Annotated in this window: 15 protein-coding genes; 7 read left to right on the top strand and 8 right to left on the bottom strand. The window is 71.1% G+C overall.

Features of this window, described 5'->3' with window-relative positions:
• Both ABNT58_RS24205 and ABNT58_RS24200 read right to left on the bottom strand, forming a co-directional pair.
• On the bottom strand, window positions 1-1,192 hold a 1,192-nt coding region (locus ABNT58_RS24205; RefSeq protein ID WP_348755954.1), incomplete at its 3' end, for a methyl-accepting chemotaxis protein.
• 16 nt (window positions 1,193-1,208) lie between these two features.
• The gene (locus ABNT58_RS24200) at window positions 1,209-1,748 is read right to left on the bottom strand and encodes a chemotaxis protein CheW (protein ID WP_348755953.1); all 540 of its coding nucleotides are present in this window, start codon (window positions 1,746-1,748) and stop codon (window positions 1,209-1,211) included.
• Window positions 1,749-2,104: 356 nt separating this feature from the next.
• Between ABNT58_RS24200 and ABNT58_RS24195 the strand changes: the two genes are divergently transcribed.
• The 3 genes from ABNT58_RS24195 to ABNT58_RS24185 all read left to right on the top strand — a co-directional run bounded on the left by ABNT58_RS24195 (window position 2,105) and on the right by ABNT58_RS24185 (window position 6,485).
• On the top strand, window positions 2,105-4,486 hold the full coding sequence (locus tag ABNT58_RS24195; protein ID WP_348755952.1) for a PAS domain-containing protein: 2,382 nt from the start codon (window positions 2,105-2,107) through the stop codon (window positions 4,484-4,486).
• Between the two features lie 89 nt (window positions 4,487-4,575).
• Window positions 4,576-5,730 (top strand): NAD(P)-binding protein, encoded by a 1,155-nt coding sequence (locus ABNT58_RS24190; RefSeq protein ID WP_348755951.1) that lies wholly within the window; start codon window positions 4,576-4,578, stop codon window positions 5,728-5,730.
• On the top strand, window positions 5,727-6,485 hold the full coding sequence (locus tag ABNT58_RS24185; protein ID WP_348755950.1) for an SDR family oxidoreductase: 759 nt from the start codon (window positions 5,727-5,729) through the stop codon (window positions 6,483-6,485). The genes ABNT58_RS24190 and ABNT58_RS24185 overlap by 4 nt, the downstream gene beginning before the upstream one ends.
• On the opposite strand, the gene ABNT58_RS24180 is transcribed toward ABNT58_RS24185, so the two are convergent.
• The 4 genes from ABNT58_RS24180 to ABNT58_RS24165 all read right to left on the bottom strand — a co-directional run bounded on the left by ABNT58_RS24180 (window position 6,457) and on the right by ABNT58_RS24165 (window position 10,689).
• A complete protein-coding gene (locus ABNT58_RS24180) occupies window positions 6,457-7,683 on the bottom strand; it encodes an FAD-binding domain-containing protein (RefSeq protein ID WP_348755949.1) in 1,227 nt (408 codons plus the stop codon). The genes ABNT58_RS24185 and ABNT58_RS24180 overlap by 29 nt on opposite strands.
• Window positions 7,680-9,239 carry a cryptochrome/photolyase family protein gene (locus tag ABNT58_RS24175; RefSeq protein WP_348755948.1) on the bottom strand — a complete coding sequence of 520 codons (1,560 nt, stop codon included), beginning with the start codon at window positions 9,237-9,239 and terminating at the stop codon, window positions 7,680-7,682. Before ABNT58_RS24175 ends, ABNT58_RS24180 begins: the two co-directional genes overlap by 4 nt.
• Window positions 9,239-9,439 (bottom strand): DUF2256 domain-containing protein, encoded by a 201-nt coding sequence (locus ABNT58_RS24170; RefSeq protein WP_348755947.1) that lies wholly within the window; start codon window positions 9,437-9,439, stop codon window positions 9,239-9,241. Before ABNT58_RS24170 ends, ABNT58_RS24175 begins: the two co-directional genes overlap by 1 nt.
• A gap of 77 nt (window positions 9,440-9,516) precedes the next feature.
• A complete protein-coding gene (locus ABNT58_RS24165) occupies window positions 9,517-10,689 on the bottom strand; it encodes a GGDEF domain-containing protein (protein WP_348755946.1) in 1,173 nt (390 codons plus the stop codon).
• Between the two features lie 201 nt (window positions 10,690-10,890).
• Here ABNT58_RS24165 and ABNT58_RS24160 point away from each other — a divergent pair, with 201 nt between their 5' ends.
• Both ABNT58_RS24160 and mdeB read left to right on the top strand, forming a co-directional pair.
• Window positions 10,891-12,744: a diguanylate cyclase gene (locus ABNT58_RS24160; RefSeq protein ID WP_348755945.1), complete on the top strand. Its 1,854-nt coding sequence runs from the start codon at window positions 10,891-10,893 to the stop codon at window positions 12,742-12,744.
• 32 nt (window positions 12,745-12,776) lie between these two features.
• A complete protein-coding gene (gene mdeB, locus ABNT58_RS24155) occupies window positions 12,777-15,479 on the top strand; it encodes an alpha-ketoglutarate dehydrogenase (RefSeq protein WP_348755944.1) in 2,703 nt (900 codons plus the stop codon).
• A gap of 6 nt (window positions 15,480-15,485) precedes the next feature.
• Here mdeB and ABNT58_RS24150 read toward each other — a convergent pair whose 3' ends face one another.
• Both ABNT58_RS24150 and ABNT58_RS24145 read right to left on the bottom strand, forming a co-directional pair.
• Window positions 15,486-16,061 carry a PEP-CTERM sorting domain-containing protein gene (locus ABNT58_RS24150; RefSeq protein WP_348755943.1) on the bottom strand — a complete coding sequence of 192 codons (576 nt, stop codon included), beginning with the start codon at window positions 16,059-16,061 and terminating at the stop codon, window positions 15,486-15,488.
• Between the two features lie 40 nt (window positions 16,062-16,101).
• Window positions 16,102-18,570, bottom strand: coding sequence for a S8 family serine peptidase (locus tag ABNT58_RS24145; protein ID WP_348755942.1), 2,469 nt, complete (start codon window positions 18,568-18,570; stop codon window positions 16,102-16,104).
• A 295-nt stretch (window positions 18,571-18,865) separates the two neighbouring features.
• On the opposite strand from ABNT58_RS24145, the gene ABNT58_RS24140 reads away from it, so the two are divergent.
• Window positions 18,866-19,303 carry a DUF2231 domain-containing protein gene (locus ABNT58_RS24140; protein ID WP_348755941.1) on the top strand — a complete coding sequence of 146 codons (438 nt, stop codon included), beginning with the start codon at window positions 18,866-18,868 and terminating at the stop codon, window positions 19,301-19,303.
• Window positions 19,300-20,592 (top strand): sorbosone dehydrogenase family protein, encoded by a 1,293-nt coding sequence (locus ABNT58_RS24135; RefSeq protein WP_348755940.1) that lies wholly within the window; start codon window positions 19,300-19,302, stop codon window positions 20,590-20,592. Before ABNT58_RS24140 ends, ABNT58_RS24135 begins: the two co-directional genes overlap by 4 nt.
• Window positions 20,593-20,705: the final 113 nt, after the last annotated feature.

Below are 20,705 nucleotides of genomic sequence, written 5' to 3'. Positions count from 1 at the left end.
GCACCTCGCCGGCCACCACGGCAAAGCCGCGGCCCTGCTCGCCGGCGCGGGCGGCTTCCACCGCCGCGTTCAGCGCCAGGATGTTGGTCTGGAAAGCGATGCCGTCGATGGTGCCGGTGATGTCGGCGATCAGCTTGGAGCTGCTGCTGATCTCGTCCATCGTGGCGATGACCTGCGACACCACCTCGCCGCCGCGCTGGGCCACGGCCGCGGCCGAGGTGGCCAGCTCGTTGGCCATCGTGGCCGAGGCCGACGACTGCGCCACCGTGCCGGTGAGCTGTTCCATCGAAGAAGCGGTCTGCTGCAGGCTGCTGGCTGCCTGCTCGGTGCGGCGGCTCAGGTCTTCGTTGCCGCTGGCGATCTCGTTGGAGGCCACCGCCAGCGAATCGGCCGACTGCCGCACCTGCGACACCAGCGTGCGCAGCGAGCCGCACATCTCGGCCAGCGCGGTGTTCACCTCGCCGATCTCGTCGCGCCGCTGTTCGCTGTCGATGTGCACCGCCAGGTCGCCCTGGCCGATGCGCCGGGTGACGTGCACCACCTGGGCCAGCGGCCGGCGGATGGCGCGCACGATGGCGGCGGTGGAAGCTGCCAGCAGCAGCACCATCACCGCCATCACGCCCGACACCATCCACACGGTGCGCATGCGTTCGGCGGCCACCGCGTCCCGTACCTCACCGGCGCGCCGGTGCTGCAGGTCCACGAAGGTCTGCTGGGCCTGCAGGTAGCTGGCCACGGCGGGCTGCACCTTGTCCTTCAGCGCCGCGGCGGCGGCTTCGGCCTGGCCGGCGGTGCGCAGGGCCGTGGCCTCCTTGCGGCTGTCCAGGTAGGCCTGGCGGCGGGCGGCCACGTCGGCCAGCAAGGCCTTTTCCTCGGGCTCGCCGGCCAGCACTTCCATGCGCTTTTGCAGTTCGGTGATGCGGCTGCTGGTGGCCTCCATCTGCGGCTTCAGGGCCGCGGACACCTGCGGATCACTACTGACCAGGCTGGCCACCACGCGGGTGGCATTGGCCTCGGTCAGCCCGGCCCATCGCAGCGAGAGTTCGAGCTTTTCCTCGCGCGCCGCCTGCTGCGTGGCCGACTCGGCCAGCAGGGCCCGCGTGCGCACCACGGACAGCGTCGACATGGCGACCACCACCACCGCCAGTCCGACGGTGGGCAGCCAGAGCTTCTGGGTCAGGGTGAGCTGCATCACGGGTCCGTCAGGCTCAGAACGTGGCTTCGTCCATCAGGCCCATGTCGGCGCTGCTCATCAGCGCCTCGATGTCCATGAGGATCAGCATGCGGTCGGCCACGCTGCCGATGCCGGTGATGTAGCTGGTGTCGATCTGGCCCGAGCTGAGTTCCGGCGCCGGCTTGATGGTGTCGGGAGCCAGCTCCAGCACGTCGGACACCGAATCGACCACCGCACCCACCACGCGGCCACGCACGTTCAGCACGATGACCACGGTGAAGGTGTTGTACTCGGCCGAGTCGCAACCCAGCTTCAGCCGCAGGTCGACGATCGGCACGATCACGCCGCGCAGGTTGACCACGCCCTTGATGAAGCCCGGCGCATTGGCGATGCGGGTGGGTTGCTCGTACGAGCGGATTTCCTGCACACGCAGGATGTCGATGCCGTACTCCTCCGCGCCGAGGCGGAAGGTCAGGAATTCGCCGCCGGGGGCGCCGCCGCGCGACTTGGCGTTCTGAACAGCCCGTTGGGCTTCGTGGCGGGCCACTTCGGTGGCGTCGGTGATCATGTCCATGGAGGCGTCCTTGCTCTGGTTGGGTCGCTGCAGTGAATATCGGCGTGCGTCCGGCGCACTGAAGCCGGGGTTCGCCCGGTGCGGCAGGGGCCTTCTCCGGGTACAGAGGCAGCTTCGGCCGCTTTTGCGGCAGCTTGAGCGGCACAGGCGGCACGCGGCGTGAGCGACGGCACGACCGGCGGCCTGCCTCATCCGGCGGCAATGCAGCGCGGGGCCTTGTGGCAGGCCGGCCGCGCCCGGTCACCCACCGTTTGTCCACGGAGTTGTCCACAGCGTTTGTGGACATCTTCCGGCCACGGGCACAGCAAGTGCTGCCCGTCGGCCAGGGGAAACCCCCTCCTGTAACAACTCGAAGGATGAACGTGGAGCGCGCAGGGACGACGAGTGGCGGCGCGGGTGCCGGTGCACCCGGCAGCGAGGCCTGGGCGCAGGTGATGCCCACCCAGCTGTGGACGACCACGCCGGAGGGCCGCGTCGACTGGGCCAACGACCGCGTGATGGCCTACACCGGCCTGTCGCTGGACGAGCTGGCCGGCGATGGCTGGGTGCAGGTGGTGCACCCCGACGACCTGCCCGAGGTGCAGGCGCGCTGGGTGGTGGCGCTGGCCGACGGCGAGCCGCACGAGGCCGAGTACCGCCTGCGCCGGGCCGACGGCCAGTACCGCTGGCACCTGGCGCGGGCGGTGGCCGCGCGCGACGCCGAAGGCCGCATCACCCAGTGGATGGGCAGCACCACCGACATCCATGAGCGCCGGCTGGCCGAAGCCCAGAGCGTGCGCGACCGCGACCGCATCTGGACACTGTCGCAGGAGCTGATGCTGGTGTGCGAGAACAGCGGCCACATCCGCGCGGTGAACCCGGCCGCCACCCGCATCCTCGGCTGGGAAGAGGCCGAGATGGTGGGCCGGCCGATCGGCGACTTCCTGCACCCCGAAGACCAGGACCGCAGCGCCCAGGAGCTGCTGCGCCTGGCGGGCGGCGCCACCTCGGCCGGCTTCGAGAACCGCTACCGCGCCCGCGACGGCAGCTACCGCCTGCTGAACTGGACGGCCGTGCCCGACGGCGGCGTGGTGCATGCGGTGGCGCGCGACGTGACGCGTGAGCGCGCCACCGAAGAGGCCCTGCGCCAGGCGCAGAAGATGGAAGCGGTGGGCCAGCTCACCGGCGGCGTGGCGCACGACTTCAACAACCTGCTGACCATCATCCGCACCTCCATCGACCTGATGCAGCGGCGCAGCCTGAGCCCGCAGCAGCAGCAGCGCTGCATGGCCTCCATCGCCAATGCGGTGTCGCGGGCGGCGCGGCTGACCGGCCAGCTGCTGGCCTTTGCGCGCCGCCAGGCGCTGCAGCCGGTGAGCTTCGACGCCACCGGCAACGTGCGCGCCATCGGCGAGATGATCCAGACGCTGGTCGGTGCCCGCATCCTGGTGGAAGTGCAGGTGCCCAACACGCCGTGCACCATCCACGCCGACCCCAGCCAGTTCGACACCGCCCTGGTGAACATGGCGGTCAACGCCCGCGACGCGATGGACGGCGAAGGCCGGCTGCTGATCCGGGTGCAGCAGGTGCGCGGCATCCCGGCGCTGCGCGCGCAGCCGGCGATGGCCGGCGACTTCGTGGCGGTGTCGCTGACCGACAGCGGCAGCGGTATCGCGGCCGAGCACCTGGACACCATCTTCGAGCCCTTCTTCACCACCAAGCCGGTGGGCCTGGGCACCGGGCTGGGCCTGTCGCAGGTGTTCGGCTTCGCGCGGCAGTCCAACGGCGCCGTGCACGTGGACAGCCAGCCGGGCGAAGGCGCCACCTTCACGCTGTACCTGCCCCAGCACCCCGACGGCGTGCGCGCCGCCGACCGCGACGAGGCCACCGCCGAGCAGCTGGAGCCGCCCACCGGCGGCTGCGTGCTGCTGGTGGAAGACAACGCCGAGGTGGCCGCCTCGGTGCAGCACACGCTGGGCGTGCTGGGCTATTCCACCGTGCTGGTGCACAGCGCCCGCGATGCGCTGGCCGAGCTGGCGACCGACGCCGACCGCTTCACCGCCGTGTTCTCCGACGTGGTGATGGCCGGCATGGACGGCATCGAGATGGCGCACGAGATCCGGCGCCTGCACCCGGGCCTGCCCATCGTGCTGTCCAGCGGCTACAGCAAGGTGCTGGCCGACAACAACGGCGCCCATGGCTTCGACCTGCTGCCCAAGCCGTATTCATTGGATGCCTTGTCGCGGCTGTTGCAGGCCGCCGCGCGCGAGCGCCAGCTGCGCAGCGAAGCCACGCGCCAGCAGGAACTGGATGCGCTGGGCGTGCTGGACACCGACGACGAGACCAGCTTCGACGAACTCACCCGCCTGGCGGCCACCTTCTTCGATGCGCCGGTGGCGCTGATCTCGCTGATCGACCGCGACCGCCAGTGGTTCAAGTCGCGGGTGGGGCTGGAAGTGCGCGAAACCCCGCGCGAAGACGCCTTCTGCGCCCATGCCATCCGCCAGCCGCGGCAGGTGATGGTGGTCAACGACGCCCATGCCGACGCGCGCTTCAAGGCCAACCGGCTGGTGACGGGCGAGCCGCACATCCGCTTCTATGCGGGCGCGCCCCTGGTCACCCAGACCGGCAATGCCATCGGCACTTTGTGCGTCATCGATTACCAGCCCCGGCAGGTGGATGCTCGCCAGATGGAGATGCTGCAGTACCTGGCCGCCAAGGTGATGCAGCGGCTGGAGCGGCGCCACCCGCCCAAATGAACCGCGTTTGACCTGGATTAGCGCCGGCAGCGCCCAGGTCAACTGCGATTCAAACTCGCGTGTTGGCTGGCGTTTGCGTAGTCTGCGCCATGGACACGATTCAAACAGCCCCACCAAGCGCCGCCGTGGTGGGCGCCGGCATGGCCGGATCGGCCTGCGCGCAAGCGCTGGCCAGCGCGGGCTGGCAGGTGCAGGTGTTCGACAAGTCGCGCGGGCCCGGTGGCCGGCTGGCCACCCGCCGCATGGGCTGGACCGATGCGCAGGGCCAGCTGCGCCAGAGCCAGCTGCACCATGGCGCGCCGGGCTTCAGCGCCCGCAGCCTGCCCTTCGTGCAGTGGCTGCAGCAGGCGGTGGACCAGGGCGTGGCCGAGGCCTGGCGGCCGCTGGTGGCTTCGGGCAGCCGGCCGGCGGGCGACGACCCGTACCTGCTTCGCTACCGCGGCCTGCCCGACATGCCGGCGCTGTGCCGCTGGCTGGTGCAGGGGCTGCCCACGCACTGGAACACGCCGGTCGATCGGCTGCTGCCCGCGCCCGAGGGCTGGCGGCTGGTGTGTGGCGGCCAGCCGGTGGGCCCCGCCTTTGATGCGGTGGTGCTGGCGCTGCCGCCCGCGCAGGCCGCGCCGCTGCTGGCGGCCCACCGGCGCGACTGGGCGCAGCGGGCTTCGCTGGTGCTTATGCAACCCTGCTGGACGCTGATGGGCGTGAGCGAGCCGCTGCATGCCGGCCTGGCCGACGGCACGCCACCGTGGCAGATCGCCCGGCCGCAGCAGGGCGTGCTGGCCTGCGTGCTGCGCGAAGCCGCCGGCCCCGACGAGTGGCGCTGGGTGCTGCATGCCCGCGCCGGCTGGAGCCGCCAGCACCTGGAAGACCTGCCCGAGCAGGTGCTGCCCGAGCTGCAGGGCGCATTGCAGGCCTGGCTGGGCGCTGCCCCCGCTTGGCGGCATGCGGTGGTGCACCGCTGGCGTTATGCGGTGCCCGCCGCGCAAAGCGTGGCGGTGGACCTGCCGGAAGAAGACGATGTGCCGCTGCCGCCCGCCAGCTGCTGGTGGGACGCCACCCAGGGCCTGGGGGTGTGCGGCGATTTTCTGGGCCATGCCCCCGCCAGCCCGGTGGGCAGCGGCGGCACGGTGGAAGGGGCCTGGGCTTCGGGCCGGGCGCTGGCGGCGCGTGTGATGGCCGTACCGCCGGCGGTGCGCCAGGCTACGCCGGCCGGCCGCGCGGCCCCCATGACGGAGATGCGATGACGACACAACCTGCTTTCCCGGGCCCTGCGCCCGTCGTGCTCATCACCGGTGCCAGCGGCGGCATCGGCCGCGCGCTGGCCGACCAGCTCACGCAGGCGGGCTGCCGCGTGGCTGCGGTGGGGCGCGAAGCCGCCCGCCTGGCCGCCGTGCCGGCCGAGCTGCGCATCGTGGCCGACACCACCACGCCCGAAGGTGCCGCGCTGGCGGTGGCCGCCTGCACCGAAGGCATGGGTGCAGCGCCCACCCGACTGGCGCATGCGGTGGGCAGCACGCTGGTGGCGCCGCTGCACCGCACGCAGGAGGTGATCTACCGCGAGCTGATGCGGGTGAACCTGGACAGCGCGGTGTACATGCTCAAGGCCTGGCTGGCCGGGCTGCAGGGCGGCCCCGGCTCGGCGGTGTTCGTCAGCTCGGTGGTGGCCCGCATCGGCGTGGCCAACCATGAGGCGATCGCCGCCGCCAAGGGCGGCCTGGAAGCGCTGGTGCGCAGCGCCGCCGCCACCTATGCGCCCCAGGGCGTGCGGCTGAACGTGGTGGCCCCGGGCATGACCGAAACGCCGATGACCGCCGGCATGCTCAAGCTGCCCGCCATGCGCGAGGCCGCCGGCCGCCAGTACCCGCTGGGCGGTGTGCAGGCCGCGGACGACGTGGCCGGCGTGATGGCCTGGCTGCTGGGCGAAGGCGCCGCGCGCGTCACCGGCCAGGTGCTGCCGGTGGACGGCGGCTTCACCGCCGTGCGGCCGCTGGTGCGCTGAGCGCTGCCACGCCGGCCGGCCAGCCCGGCAGCTCGGCCAGGCCTTTGACGCCGCGGGTGCTGCGCTTCCACCAGCTGGAGAACGAGGCGCAGGGCCGCTCCACCGCATCGAACAGCCGCTGCGGCGGGCGCAGCTGCACGGCCGCGGGGGCATGCGGGTCGGCATGCGGATCGGACCAGGCCTGCACGCTGCGGGCGCCGGCCAGCAGCGCGGCCAGCGTGGCGCGGTCGGCATGCACGGCCTGCTGCGTCAACTCGGCCAGGCGCGCCGCTGCCCAGCGCCAGCGGCTGTCGGTCCAGGGCCAGGCCGCATGGTGCTCGGCCGGCCACCAGCCCAGGCACACCGCATCGGGCAGCACGTCGGCCGGCGGTGGGCGCAGCGCCCACGGGTGCAGCAGCCACACGTCACGGCCCGCGACCCAGCCCGGCGCCGGCGCCGGCGGCAGCAGGCCCGCGGGCGGCCGTGTGTGGCGCGGCGGCTCCTGCACCTCGCGACCCGCGCCGGCTGCGGGCGCCGCCACCCGCGCGGGCACCGGCTGCGGGCTGCGGGCCATCGCGTCCAGCGTGTCGTAGTCGGTGTCGATCACGCTGCCGGGGCTGTGCCAGTCGGCCGGCGCAAAGCGGGCCACGTTCTCGGCATTGAACAGGTAGGGCTGGTGGCTGCCGGTGCCGGCCACCCATTGCCAGCTCAGGTGGTTGCTGGCCAGGTCGCCGTCCAGCAGGTGGCCCAGCAGCCAGTCGGCGCCCGCGCGCCAGTGCACCTTGCGCAGGTGCACCAGGTAGCTGGCCAGCCACAGTCGCGCGTGGTTGTGCAGCAGCCCCTGGGCATACAGCTGGCGCACCGCCTGGTCGATCACCGGCACGCCGGTGCGGGCCTCGCGCACGTCGGCCGGCACCTCGGCCGCGTAGGCCCCATCGGGCAGCGGCCCTGCGTGCAGCGACTCAAAGATGCCGCTGCCGCGATGCGCCCACACATGGCGGAAGAACTCGCGCCAGCCCAGCTCCATCACGAAGCGGTGCTGCAGGTGCAGCCCCGGGTGGCGCGCCGCCACGCCGGCCGCCACCTCGGGCAGGCTGACCACGCCATGCGTGATCCACGGCGACAGGCCCGACACCGCGCCATCCAGCGCATTGCGACTGCGGGCATAGGCCGCGGGGTCGATCGCCGCGATGCGGGCCAGCGCCTGGGCGCGGGTCATGACACCGTCGGGGCGCCGCCCACCCGGCCCTGGCGGATGGCTTCGGCGCGCTCGGCCACGGCGGCGCGTTCGGCCTCGGTCAGGCGCGAGAGGTTCTTCAGCTGCATCACCATGCGCTGGTTGCCGGCCAGCATGGCCTCGTGCCGCATCAGGAAGTCCCAGTACAGCGTGGTGAAGGGGCAGGCGTCGTCGCCCGCACGCTCGGCCGGCTTGTAGCGGCACTGGGCGCAGGGCCCGCCCATGCGCTGGATGTAGCGGCCGCTGGCCACGTAGGGCTTGCTGCCCAGCAGGCCGCCGTCGCCGTACTGGCTCATGCCCAGGGTGTTGGGCAGTTCCACCCATTCCACCGCATCCACGTACACCGCCAGATACCAGGCATGCACCTGCTGCGGCTGCACGCCCAGCAGCAGCGCATACAGGCCGGTGACCATCAGCCGCTGGATGTGGTGGGCGTAGCCGTGGTCCAGCGTCTGCGTGATGGCGTCGCGCAGGCAGGCCATGTCGGTGTCGCCGGTCCAGTACCAGTCGGGCAGCGGCTGCTGCGCGTCCAGCGCATTGCGTTCCAGGTAGCCGGGCATCTGCGTCCAGTAGATGCCACGCACGTATTCGCGCCAGCCCAGGATCTGGCGGACGAAGCCCTCCACCGCGGCCAGTGGCGCATGGCCTTCGTGGTAGGCCGCCTCGGCCGCATGCACCACCTCGAAGGGGTTGAGCAGCTTGAGGTTGAGCGCGGCCGACAGCTGCGAGTGGTACAGCCACGGCTCGCCGGGCCACATCGCGTCTTCGTAGCGGCCAAAGAGCGGCAGCCGGTCGGCGATGAAGGCCTGCATCGCCTGCAAGGCCTGCGCGCGCGTCACCGGCCAGGCGAAGCTGTCGAGGCGGCCGGGGTGGTCGGCAAAGCGCGTGCGCACCAGGTCCAGCACCTCGCGGGTGATGTCGTCGGGCTCGAAGGTGGCGCGCGGCGGCAGCAGGCCGGGGCCCTTGGCGCCGAAGGACTCGCGGTTGTCGGCGTCGAAGTTCCACTGCCCGCCCACGGGCTGGCCGTGCTGCATCAGCACGCCGTGGCGCTTGCGCATCTCGCGGTAGAAGAACTCCATGCGCAGGCCCTTGCGGCCTTTGGCATAGGCCGCGAACTCGCGCACGGTGTTGAAGAAGTGCCGGTCTTCGCACACCTCCAGCGTCAGTCCGGCGGCTGCCACCACCGCCTTGAGCGACTGCCACACCCGCCAGTCGCCGGGCGCGGTCATCAGCACGCGCTGGGGTTTGAGCGCAGCCAGCGTGGCCCGGAGTTCTTCGGCCAGCTGGCCGCGGTTGCCGGGCTCGTCCAGCCGGCGGTAGTGCAGCGGCCGGCCCGCCTCGCGCAGCGCATCGGCAAAGTGCCGCATCGCGGCCAGGAAGAGGGCGATGCGCTGCTGCGCCGACCACACGTGGGTGGACTCTTCGGCCACCTCGGCCATCCACACCGCATCTTGCGCGTTGTCGAACCCGTCGAAGGCGGCGGCCTGCAGGTCGAGCTGGTCGCCCAGCACCAGCACCAGGTGGCGCACGGCGGCCATCAGCCGGCCGCGCCCGTGTGTGCGCCGCTGCGGCTGCGGCGGCAGGCGTCGGAGCAGAACTTCACCTCGTCCCAGCTGCGCGCCCAGCGCTTGCGCCAGCTCATCGGCCGGCCGCAGGCCACGCAGGGCTTGCTGGGCAAGGACTGCTTGTTGCCCTTGAAGGACGCGGTCTGGGCAGCGGGGCGGGTACGGCTGGACATCGGCGGCGGCGCGATTTGCGGGCGGGGCAACAACGGGTGGCGGCACTGTGCCACGGGCGCCATCGCCCTGCGGTTCGTCAGCCGTTGTCCGGGGCGTGGCGGCGGCGCCAGCAGCCTTTGCCGTCGCGCTTGGCGGCGTACAGCGCCTCGTCGGCCGCGTGCAGCAGCGGGTCGGGTTCGGTGCCGTCTTCAGGGCCGATGGCGATGCCGATGCTGGCCCGCGACGGCAGCCGGGCCAGGCCGCCCAGGTCGTGCGGCTGCGCCACCGCCTGCAGGATGCGCTCGGCGATGTCGGCCGCCTTCGCCGGGCCGGCGCCGGGCAGCAGCAGCACGAATTCGTCGCCGCCCACCCGGCACACCAGGTCTTCGGCGCGCACGGCGTCGGTCAGCCGCTGCGCCACGCTCTTGAGCAGCCAGTCGCCGGCCGCATGGCCCAGGCGGTCGTTCACGCCCTTGAAGCCGTCCAGGTCGAGGCACAGCACTGCAAATCCATGGCCGGCCGCCAGGCCGCGGCACAGCGCTGTCAGCCGTTCGCGCAGCATCAGCCGGTTGGGCAGCTCGGTCAGCGGGTCGTGCATCGAGCGCCGCCGGTTTTCCTGCTGCGCACGCAGTGCGCCGATCAGGATGTCGTGGTTCAGGCCCAGCAGCACCTGGAAGGCGATGGCGCCGGTGGGCATCAGCCAGGCCAGCAGCTGCAGCGGTGGCAGCGGGGAGCACAGCATGCCCACGCACATGCCGCCCCACATCAGGTACAGGTAAAGGCGCGCCAGCCGCGGAAAAGCCTGCCAGCGCGAGACGCAATAGCCCGAAAAGCCGGAGCTGATCATCGCGCCGAGCACCAGCAGCGGCAGTGCCGTCTGCCGGATGCACATGCTGATGCCGAAGGCCACCCAGATCAGCCACATCGCGTTGATGGCCAGCACCCGGCGCAGGGGCAGCCGGCGGCCCTGCGCTTCGGCCGCCCCGATCAGCCGGCTGCCCTGCAGGCGCAGCACGAAGAGCACCAGGTCGGCCACCGCCCAGGCGCCGGCCCAGGTGGCACCGGTGAGCAGCCAGGCCAGCCAGGCCACCGTCTGGGTCCAGAACGTGGCCAGCAAGGTGACGCGAAAGGGCTCACGCAGCGTGAGCACCATGGCGCGCCGCACTTCCGTCTGCTCGGGCTGGCCGGTGCCGGTGAGCCAGAAGAACACGCGGTCGGCCAGCGGACGCTGGCGCGGGGGCGGGGTGAAGGTGGCGAGGGCGGGTTCCACCCCTGCGCTATCGGTGCCCGGTAGTGGCCATTGACCCCTGGAGTGCGCAGCAAGATCAGAAATCACTCAAGAAGTCATGGAAAAGGCCGATGCACGTCAAGGCGCGCGGCGGCCGCGCCCTGCCCCTGATCGCCTTCTTGTCGCATGTCGTCTTCGCACCCTGACCTGTTGCTTTCTGCCGTGGCTGCCAGGCGGCGCTCGTTGAAGCGCGGGCTGGTCGTGGCCAACCTGCTGGCCGCGGCGCTGTTGGCGGGGCTGGTGCTGTCGGTGCTGCTGCGCACGAAAAGCAGCCATGAGGCACGCGCGCGCGACCTGGCCGAATCGCTGGCCGCCGTGGCCCAGCTCAACATCGGCAGCGAGCTGGCGCAGGTGGACGCGGTGCTCCAAAGCAGCCTGCAGGAGCTGGCCGCCACCCGCGACCGGCTGGATGACCAGGCGCTGAACCGCCTGCTGCGCGACCGCGCCGGCCTGCTGCCGGCGGTGGAAGACCTGCACCTGTCCGACACCCGGGGCCACATGCGCTGGGGCAGGGGGCTGGCGGACGTGTCGGCCCCCGGCCTGGCCGATGCACACGGCCATACCCACGCCACCGCCGCCGAGCTGGCGCATGGGTCGGCGCCCATCCTGTCGGGGCCGGAACGCTCGCCGCTCACCGGCCAATGGGTGATGGTGGTGTCGCGGCCCTTGATGGTGCGTGGGCGCTTCCAGGGCATGCTGTGCGCCACCATCTCGGCAGACCATGTGGCGCGGCTGTTCGCCCGCTATGAGCTGGGCCTGCACGATGCCATCACGCTGCGCACGGACGACCTGCGCATGGTGGCGCGGCGCGCGCCGGGTGTGCCGAACCAGGGCGACGTGGGCATGGCCGCCGTTTCGTCGCAGCTGCGCGAGGCCACCCAGCGCCAGCCCGATGGCGGCTGGTTCGTCTCCCGCGCGGCCATCGACAACCTGCCCCGCACCACCGCCTACCGGCGGGTGGAAGGCTGGCCCTTGACGGTGTTTGCCGGCGTCAGCAACGAACGCTTCTTCCAGCCCTGGCGCGAGCAGGCGGTGCAGGTGGCCGGCACCGCGGTGCTGGCCTGGCTGCTGCTGCTGGCCGCCACCGTGGCCATCTTCCGCTTCGGCGCGCGCGAGGCCCTGGCCATGGACCAGGTGGCCGCCCATGCCCGCGCGCAGCGCGAGGCGCAGGAGCGCGAGACGCGGCTGCTGAAGGAACAGGCCGCCATGCTGGACAACGACCTGGTCAGCATGGCGCGGGTCAGCGGGCGCGCGATCCGGTGGTGCAACGTGGCGCTGGAAAGGCTGCTGGGCTATGGCCCCGGCGAGCTGATCGACCAGTCGATGCGCGTGCTGTATGCCGACGAAGCCAGCTTCGAGCGCACCGGCCGCGAGGCCTACCCGCTGCTGCAGGCCGGCAGCAGCTACCGCACGCAGGTGCCGATGCGTCGCAAGAACGGCGAGGTGATCTGGGTGGAGATCACCGGCACCCGGCTGGCCGACGACAGCAGCTTCTGGATGGCGGTGGACGTGACTGCCGCCAAGGCCGCCCATGAACGGCTGCTGCACGTGGCCCACCACGACCCGCTGACCCAGTTGCCCAACCGCACGCTGCTGCTGGAGCGGCTGCGGCACAGCCTGGCGCTGCGCAGCCGTTCCGGCGCGGGGCTGGCGGTGTGCTACCTCGACCTCGATGGCTTCAAGGCCGTCAACGACCGCTTTGGCCACGACGCGGGCGACGCCTTGCTGGTGGCCGTGGCGCGCCGGATGCAGGGCCAGCTGCGGCCCAGCGACACCGTGGCCCGCATCGGCGGCGATGAGTTCGTGCTGGTGCTGGCCGAACTGGCGCCGGCCGACTGGCGGCCGCTGCTCGACCGGCTGGTGGAAGCGGTGCGGCAGCCCGTGGCGCTGGGCGACGGCCGGGCCGTGCAGGTGGGCGCCAGCGTGGGTGTGGTGGCGGCCGCGGCCGAGGCCGATCCGCACACCTTGCTGGGCCTGGCCGACCAGGCGCTGCTGCGCGCCAAGCGCGAAGGCAAGGGGCGGGTGGTGCTGGCCTGAAGCCCGGGCGGCGGTCGCTCTAGACTGCGGCCATGAGCGACGACGCCATCCAACCGCACCTGGCGCAGGCCCAGGCCGACCCTGACCCGCAGGAAACCGCCGAATGGCGCGAGGCGCTGGCCGCGCTGCTGGCCGCGGCCGGCCCGCAGCGGGTGCGCGAAATCATGGACGTGCTGGCCACCGACGCCCGCCACCCGCGTGTGGGCTGGCAGCCGGCGCTGGGCACGCCCTACGTCAACACCATCCCGGCCGAGCGGCAGCCGGCCTTTCCGGGCGACCTGGCCATCGAGGAGCGGCTGGCTTCGCTGATGCGCTGGAACGCGCTGGCGATGGTGGTGCGCGCCAACCAGGCTTATGGTGAGCTGGGCGGCCACATCGCCAGCTATGCCAGCGCGGCCGACCTGTTCGAGGTGGGCTTCAACCACTTCTTCCGCGGCGGCGCGGCACGCGACAGCGACCTGGTGTTCTACCAGCCGCATTCGGCGCCCGGCGTGTATGCGCGGGCCTTTCTGGAAGGCCGGCTGACCGAGCACGACCTGGCCCACTACCGGCAGGAGATCGCGGCCACGCGCGCCGGTGCCCGCGGCCTTTCCAGCTACCCGCACCCGTGGCTGATGCCGGACTTCTGGCAGTTTCCGACCGGCTCGATGGGCCTGGGGCCGATCAGCGCCATCTACCAGGCGCGCTTCATGCGCTACCTGCACCACCGCGGCCTGCTGGACACCGCGCAGCGCAAGGTGTGGGGCGTGTTCGGCGACGGCGAGATGGACGAGCCCGAAAGCATGAGCGCGCTGACCCTGGCCGCGCGCGAGAAGCTGGACAACCTGGTGTGGGTGGTCAACTGCAACCTGCAGCGGCTCGATGGCCCGGTGCGCGGCAACGGCCGCATCATCGACGAGTTGGAGGCGCTGTTCGCCGGCGCCGGCTGGCGCGTCATCAAGCTGGTGTGGGGTTCTGACTGGGACGGCCTCTTTGCCCGCGACACCGAAGGCGTGCTGCAACGCACCTTCGCCCGCACCGTGGACGGCCAGCTGCAGACCTTCGCCGCCAAGGACGGCCGCTACAACCGCGAGCACTTCTTCGGCCAGGACCCGGCGCTGGCCGCGCTGGCCCAGGGACTGACCGACGAGCAGATCGACCGCCTCAAGCGCGGCGGCCACGACCTGGTGAAGATCCATGCGGCCTACCACGCCGCCGTGCACACCACCGGCCAGCCCACGGTGATCCTGGCGCAGACCAAGAAGGGCTACGGCATGGGCGAGGCCGGCCAGGGCCGCATGACCACCCACCAGCAAAAGAAGCTGGACCGCGACGACCTGATCGCCTTCCGCAACCGCTTTGCGCTGCCGCTGACCGACGAGCAGGCTGCGCGGCTGGACTTCGTCAAGCCGGCGCCCGACAGCGCCGAGATGCGCTATCTGCAGGAGCGGCGGGCCGCGCTGGGCGGCTTCGTGCCCGCGCGCAGCGCCAGCGCGCAGCCGGTGGCGGTGCCGCCGCTGGCGCGCTATGGCGAGTTCGCCGTTGCCGCCCAGGGCAAGGAGATGAGCACCACCATGGCCTTCGTGCGCATGCTCACCGGCCTGCTGAAAGATGGCGCGCTGGGCCCGCGCATCGTGCCCATCGTGGCCGATGAAGCGCGCACCTTCGGCATGGCCAACCTGTTCAAGCAGGTGGGCATCTATGCCTTCAGCGGCCAGGCCTATGAGCCCGAGGACATCGGCTCGGTGCTCAGCTACCGCGAGGCCACCGACGGCCAGATCCTGGAAGAAGGCATCAGCGAAGCCGGCGCCATCAGCAGCTGGACGGCCGCGGCCACCAGCCATTCGGTGCACGGGCTGCCGATGCTGCCCTTCTACATCTACTACTCGATGTTCGGCTTCCAGCGCGTGGGCGACCTGATCTGGGCCGCCGCCGACCAGCGGGCGCGCGGCTTCTTGCTGGGGGCCACCGCGGGCCGCACCACGCTGGGCGGTGAAGGCCTGCAACACCAGGACGGCGCCAGCCTGCTGCAGGCCAGCACCGTGCCCAACTGCCGCGCCTACGACCCCTGCTTTGCCGGCGAATTCGCGGTGATCCTGGACCACGGCATGCGCGCCATGCTGGAGCGGCAGGAAGACGTCTTCTACTACGTCACCCTGATGAACGAGAACTACGCCCAGCCCTCGTTGCCGGAGGGCGTGGCGCAGGACGTCATCAAGGGCCTGTACCGCCTGGCGGTGCAGCGGCCGGCCCAGCCCCCGCTCGGGAAGGTGCGGCTGATGGGCAGCGGCACGATCCTTCGCGAAGTGCTGGCCGCCGCCGAGCTGCTGGCCACCGAATGGCAGGTGGAGGCCGAAGTGTTCAGCGCCACCAGCTTCTCCGAACTGGCACGCGACGCGGCCGGAGTGGAGCGCTGGAACCGCCTGCACCCCCAAGAGGCGCCGCGCAGCAGCCACCTGGCGCAGTGCCTGCCCGGCGACGACCCGGTCATCGCCGCCAGCGACTACGTGCGCGCCTGGCCGCAACTGGCCGGCGCCCACCTGCAGGCGCCGTTCACCGCCCTGGGCACCGACGGCTTCGGCCGCAGCGACACGCGGGCCGAGCTGCGCCGCTTCTTCGAGGTCGACCGCGGCCACGTGGTGCTGGCCGCCTTGACCGCGCTGCGCCAGCAAGGCCGCGTGGACGCCGAGGCCTGCAGCCGCGCCATCAGCCGTTTCGGGCTGGACGCGGCGGCAGGTGTGCCCTGGGGGCGGTGAACCGGGTCAGCCCGCCCGCTTCAGGCGGCGGCGCGACACCAGCACGACGCCCGCCAGGCCGGCGCCCATCAGCGCCAGGCTGGCGGGTTCCGGCACCGCGGTGACGGACACCGCGTCCAGGTAGGCGGTGCCTGTCGGATCCACGAAGTTGAAGGCCAGGGTCATGGTGGGCCCGGTGGTCATGCCGCTGAACTGGTACAGCTGGTAGGCGCTGGTGCTCAGCGAGGGCAGCGTCAGCTGCTGGCCGCCGAAGCTCACGCTGAAGCTGCTGCCCGGGGCTTCGTCGGCCTGGAAGGCGAACGAGAGGTTCCAGGTGCGGCCGGCGCCGCCCACGTCCAGCGTCTGGGTGATGCTGCTGCCGGTGAGAGACCCGAAGTAGGCTTCGCAGCTGCCGGCAAAGGCGCTGCCGGCGTCGCACAGCACGGCGTCGTAGTCGCTGTCGCCGCTTTGCACCCAGCCGGCAAAGCCGCGTTGTTCAAAGCCGCCGTTGACGACCAGCTCGGTGCTGGCCTGTGCCGGCGCTGCCGCCGCTGCCAGGGCGGCCAGCGCCAGGGCGCAAGCCCACGAATGTTGTTGAGTCACGTTCAGTTCCCTCGAGTGGTTGAATGGGTCAGGCGGGCGATCAGGACGCGGTGAGCGTCACCTTGCCGCCCTGGTACGAAATGCGGTACTGGCGGCCGCCGGCCGACACCAGCGCGCCTTCGCCCAGACCGGTGAAGTTGCCCAGCACGGTGCCGGCCTGGATCAGCGTGAACACGTCGCCCGCGTTGGAAGCGGCCGCCACGTCCAGCAGCAGGCTGCCGCCCAGCGCCACGGTGCCGGTGGCCTGCAGGCGGGTGGAGGCGCCGTTGGCCTTGAGCGTGGCCTTGAAGCTGCCGCCCAGCGCCACCTTCACGGCATTGGCGCGCAGCACGTCGCCGGCCGGGATGGCCAGGCTGGCCACCACGCTGCTCACGCCCGCGGATTCGGCGCCCGTCACTCCCGGGGCCAGCATGCCGCCCTTGAGCACGGAGATGGTGCCATCCACCTTGCCGGTGCCGCCCAGCGTGCCGCCGTTGGCCACCGTCACGCCCGAGCTGTTGTTGCCCACGATGGACAGCTTGCCGCCCGTGACCGTGGAGCCGCCGGCATAGGTGTTGTTGCCCGCCAAGATCAGCGTGCCGCTGCCGGCCTTGGTGAGCGAGGCCGTGTACTGGCCGCGGTCGATCTTGCCCTGGATGTGCGTGGCGCGCGCGTCCATCCATTCCTTGCGCCACTTCACCGCGTCTTCGTAGGCGATCTTGTCGTAGGTCTCGGGCCGGCCATTGGTGATGGCCTGCACGGCCGGGTCATTGAGCAGACCCTGCAGCACGAAGGCCTGCTTGTTCAGCGTGCCATTGGGGTTGAGCACGTTGGGGCTGAACTCGCCCGCCATCGCAATGCCTTGCTGGCGGTAGGCGGCCAGCCATTGCAGGTCTTCCTTCTCGCGCTGCTTCAGGGCCACCTGACCGATGTCGTTGGACCAGACGTCCAGCGGCGTCTTGCTCATGTTGTAGAGCATCGGGCTCAGGAACTGCGCCGGCCCGTACATGCCCTTGGCCAGGTCGGGAATGCCCCAACCCCAGCGCTCGTCGGGCAGGCCGTCGGGCGCGGTCCAGGCGATCGACGCGCCGGTGGGCGAGACCTGGCCGGTGCCCAGGAAGCGCACGCCGTCGGTCATCTTGTTGTTGGCGGTGGTGAGCATCACCTCACGCACCTGCTTGGCGTCCATGTTCGGGAAGCGCGACAGCAGCACGCCCATGGCGCCCGTGGCCACCGGCGTGGCCGGCGAAGTGCCGCTGGAGTTGGAGTAATTGCCGTCGCCGCTGCTGCTGGTGGTGCGCACCGAATTGGAAGGCGTGGACACGCTCCACCACTTGGCCAGCCCGGCTTCGTTGAAGCCGAATTGCTTGGTGTATTCGGGCGTGGCGTTGGTCGGGGGCTGCACGCCGCCCACGGCCACGAATTGCGCTTCCGCCGCCGGATTGAACATCGGGTAGGCCGGGCGGAAGTACGGATTGCTCCAGTCGTTGTTGCCCGCCGAGCGGACATTGACGGTGCCCGTCACCTTGATGGCGTCCCAGATGGCGTCCATGAACGACAGCCCGGGGTATTTCGGGTTGTATTGGATGCCATTCCTGGAATAACTCTTCTTGGTGAAGAAGTATTGGTATTCCAGGTCTTTCAGATATTCATTGGGAATGATGCTGGCCATGGCAGCGGGATTGACGCTGTCCTTGCCCGCCAATTGATATCCGTTGACCAGATTGCCGTTCTCGCCCAGGTCGTTGCCCGAGCCGTCATACCGGGTTCGGTTCAGCGTCTGGACATAGGAGCCCCAGCTGCTGTTGATCACCTTCACGCCCGCGTCCACCAGCGCCTTGTTGGCGGTGTACCAATACACGTAGTCGTGGAAAGGCCCGTGCGACTGGGTGTCGGAGCCGCCGGTGCGCGCCACGTACATCATCGACGCGAAGGCGATGCCGTGCTGCGCATTGCCGTCGCGGGTGGCGGAGGTCACGCCCAGCATGCCGGTGCCGTGCGAGTAGTCGCTGGTGCGGGCCAGGTCGCCGTCGACGGTGAAGGGGTCACCGGCGGTGAACGGGTTGCCCGGCGTCGGCGTGCTGCGGTAGCCGAAGCCCGAGGTGCCGTAGATGCCGCTGGCGCGCACCGGCGCGATCAGGCTGGTTTGAAAGGCTTCGTGCGTGGGCCGGTAGCCCGAGTCCATCATGCCCAGGGTCGCGCCCTGGCCGTAGTAGCCCAGCGCGTAGGCGGTGGAGGCGTTGATGGCCACCAGCTGCCAGGCGGCATTGATGGTGCTGCCCACGGCCGGGTTGATGCCGGTGAAAAAGCCGTATTCCGGCGTTTCCCAGCTGGCCTTGGCGGCCGGCAGCTCCTGCGCGTTGCGTGCCACGTAGCCGGGGTCGCCCGGGTACGACCACTGGTTGGCGTTGGCCGCTGCGGCGGCCAACACCATCACGGACAGGCAGGCCAGCGGCACGGCGCGCAGGCGCGGCGCGCGCACCCGGCGTGTCATTTCAAAACTGCCATCAATGCGGTGACTTCGATTCATTCCGACCTCCAGTTGATTATTCCGGCATGCGTTGCTGCCATGGCGGTCAGGGTGCTTCGAAAACGAGGGAAGAGCGCGCCAGTCATACCGCTTCGAAAATCAGACCGCCGGGCGTAATTCGCATGTTCCATGCCAGCGCGCCTGGGCAAGATAGTCGCTGGCGGTGCGCCCGCACACGGGGTTTGCAGCGGCTTGCCAGCGGGTCGGAAAACCGTCTCCGCCAACGGCCGAGAAAATGGTTTTCCGTTTTTGGGCGGCCGGCGCCGATGGGCACATCGATTGCCGTTGCCTTGGCATGACAACCGCCACCTACCACCCCAGCGGGGGCTTCGACCGCCCCCTCCATCCCTTGCATGCGTTGCTGCTGGCCGGCAGCGTGCCGCTGTTCCTGGGCGTGCTGCTCAGCGACGTGGCCTATGCCAACAGCGCCCAGGTGCAGTGGAAGAACTTCGCTTCCTGGCTCAATGCCGGGGCCTTGCTGTTCAGCGGCCTGGCGCTGCTGTGGGCGCTGATCGGGCTGTTCACCGTGGCCGGCCGGCGCCGGCGGCCGTTGCTGTCGGCCCTGTTGCTGCTGGTGGGCTGGGTGATCGGCTTCATCAATTCCCTGGTGCATGCCAAGGACGCCGCCGCCAGCCTGCCCGAAGGCGTGGTGCTGGCCGCCATCGTGTTCGTGGTGATGGCGGTGGCCAGCTGGCTGGGCCTGGCGGCCACGCCGCGGGAGGTGCGGGCATGAAGCGCATCGTCCAACCCCTGCTCGTGCTGCTGCCCCTGGCCTGGCTGGCGGCCTGCTCCGGCAGTGCCGAGCCGCCGGTGTACGGCGCCGAACCCAGCCTGCCCGCGCCCCAGCGCGGCCTGCTGCCCTCGATGAAGATCGCCGAGCCGGCGCTGTGGGGCGACCAGCGCCCGCAGGTGCCCGAGGGCTACCGCATCACCGCCATCGCCACCGACCTGCAGATTCCGCGGCAGACGCTGGTGCTGCCCAATGGCGACATCCTGGTGGCCGAAGGCCGCGGCGGCGGCGCACCGGCCCTCACGCCCAAGGACGTGATCGCCGGCGTGATCAAGGCACGTGGCACCAGCCCCGTGAAGGGCGGCAACCGCCTGACGCTGCTGCGCGATGCCAATGGCGACGGCGTGTACGAGTCGCGCACCGTGTTTGCCGACAACCTGAATGCGCCTTACGGCCTGGCGCTGGTGGGCAACCGGCTGTACGTGGCCAACCAGGACGCGTTGGTGCGCTTTGATTACCAGCCGGGGCAGTTCACGGCTTCAGGGCCGCCGGTCAAGGTGACCGACCTGCCCAGCGCCATCAACCACCACTGGACCAAGTCGTTGACCGCCAGTGCGGACGGCAAGTACCTGTACGTGGGCATCGGCTCCAACAGCAACATCACCGAGCGCGGCATGCCTGCCGAGATCGACCGGGCGATGGTGTGGCAGATCGATGCCGAGACAGGCGCCCACCGGCCCTACGCGACCGGCCTGCGCAACCCGACGGCGCTGACCATCCAGCCCGGCACCGGCCAGCTGTGGGTGACCGTCAACGAGCGCGACGAGATCGGGCCGAACCTGGTGCCCGACTACGTGACCTCGGTGCGTGAAAACGCCTTCTACGGCTGGCCCTACAGCTACTGGGGCCAGAACGTGGACACCCGCGTGCAGCCACAGGACCCGGCCAAGGTGGCGGCCGCGGTGCGGCCCGACTATGCGCTGGGCTCGCACGTGGCGGCGCTGGGGCTGGCCTTCTCCAACCCGGCCATGGGCACCCGCTTTGCGGACGGCCTGTTCGTGGGCGAGCACGGCAGCTGGAACCGCAGCCCGCCCAGCGGTTACCGGGTGATCTTCGTGCCCTTCCGCGATGGCCGCCCGGCCGGCGAGCCGGTGGACGTGGTCACCGGCTTCTTCGGTGAAGACGGCAAGACGCGTGGCCGCCCGGTGGGCGTGACGGTGGACCCGCGCGGTGCGCTGCTGGTGGCCGACGACCTGTCCAACACCTTGTGGCGGGTGACGCCGGCCCCATAAGCAGGCTGGGGCGGCGCCCTTAGGCGCGCTGCCCCGCCCTCAGGGCGCGCTGCCCCGCGCGTAGGGCGGCAGCGGTGCGCCGCAGTCGCTGCAATAGCGGGCCTGCGGCGCAT

Source organism: uncultured Aquincola sp. (assembly GCF_964001545.1).
Classification (GTDB): Bacteria; Pseudomonadota; Gammaproteobacteria; order Burkholderiales; family Burkholderiaceae_C; genus Aquincola.
Note: the sequence above shows the minus strand (reverse complement) of the source record. Positions and strands in the feature narration are given on the sequence as shown.

What these genes read in the sequence shown, in the direction of transcription:
- ABNT58_RS24185 (WP_348755950.1), top strand. Translation starts at nt 5,727, where the DNA reads ATGACGACACAACCTGCTTTCCCGGGCCCTGCGCCCGTCGTGCTCATC.
- ABNT58_RS24175 (WP_348755948.1), bottom strand. Translation starts at nt 9,239, where the DNA reads ATGGCCGCCGTGCGCCACCTGGTGCTGGTGCTGGGCGACCAGCTCGAC.
- ABNT58_RS24140 (WP_348755941.1), top strand. Translation starts at nt 18,866, where the DNA reads ATGACAACCGCCACCTACCACCCCAGCGGGGGCTTCGACCGCCCCCTC.
- ABNT58_RS24195 (WP_348755952.1), top strand. Translation starts at nt 2,105, where the DNA reads ATGAACGTGGAGCGCGCAGGGACGACGAGTGGCGGCGCGGGTGCCGGT.
- ABNT58_RS24145 (WP_348755942.1), bottom strand. Translation starts at nt 18,570, where the DNA reads ATGAATCGAAGTCACCGCATTGATGGCAGTTTTGAAATGACACGCCGG.
- ABNT58_RS24180 (WP_348755949.1), bottom strand. Translation starts at nt 7,683, where the DNA reads ATGACCCGCGCCCAGGCGCTGGCCCGCATCGCGGCGATCGACCCCGCG.
- mdeB (WP_348755944.1), top strand. Translation starts at nt 12,777, where the DNA reads ATGAGCGACGACGCCATCCAACCGCACCTGGCGCAGGCCCAGGCCGAC.
- ABNT58_RS24200 (WP_348755953.1), bottom strand. Translation starts at nt 1,748, where the DNA reads ATGGACATGATCACCGACGCCACCGAAGTGGCCCGCCACGAAGCCCAA.
- ABNT58_RS24135 (WP_348755940.1), top strand. Translation starts at nt 19,300, where the DNA reads ATGAAGCGCATCGTCCAACCCCTGCTCGTGCTGCTGCCCCTGGCCTGG.
- ABNT58_RS24170 (WP_348755947.1), bottom strand. Translation starts at nt 9,439, where the DNA reads ATGTCCAGCCGTACCCGCCCCGCTGCCCAGACCGCGTCCTTCAAGGGC.
- ABNT58_RS24190 (WP_348755951.1), top strand. Translation starts at nt 4,576, where the DNA reads ATGGACACGATTCAAACAGCCCCACCAAGCGCCGCCGTGGTGGGCGCC.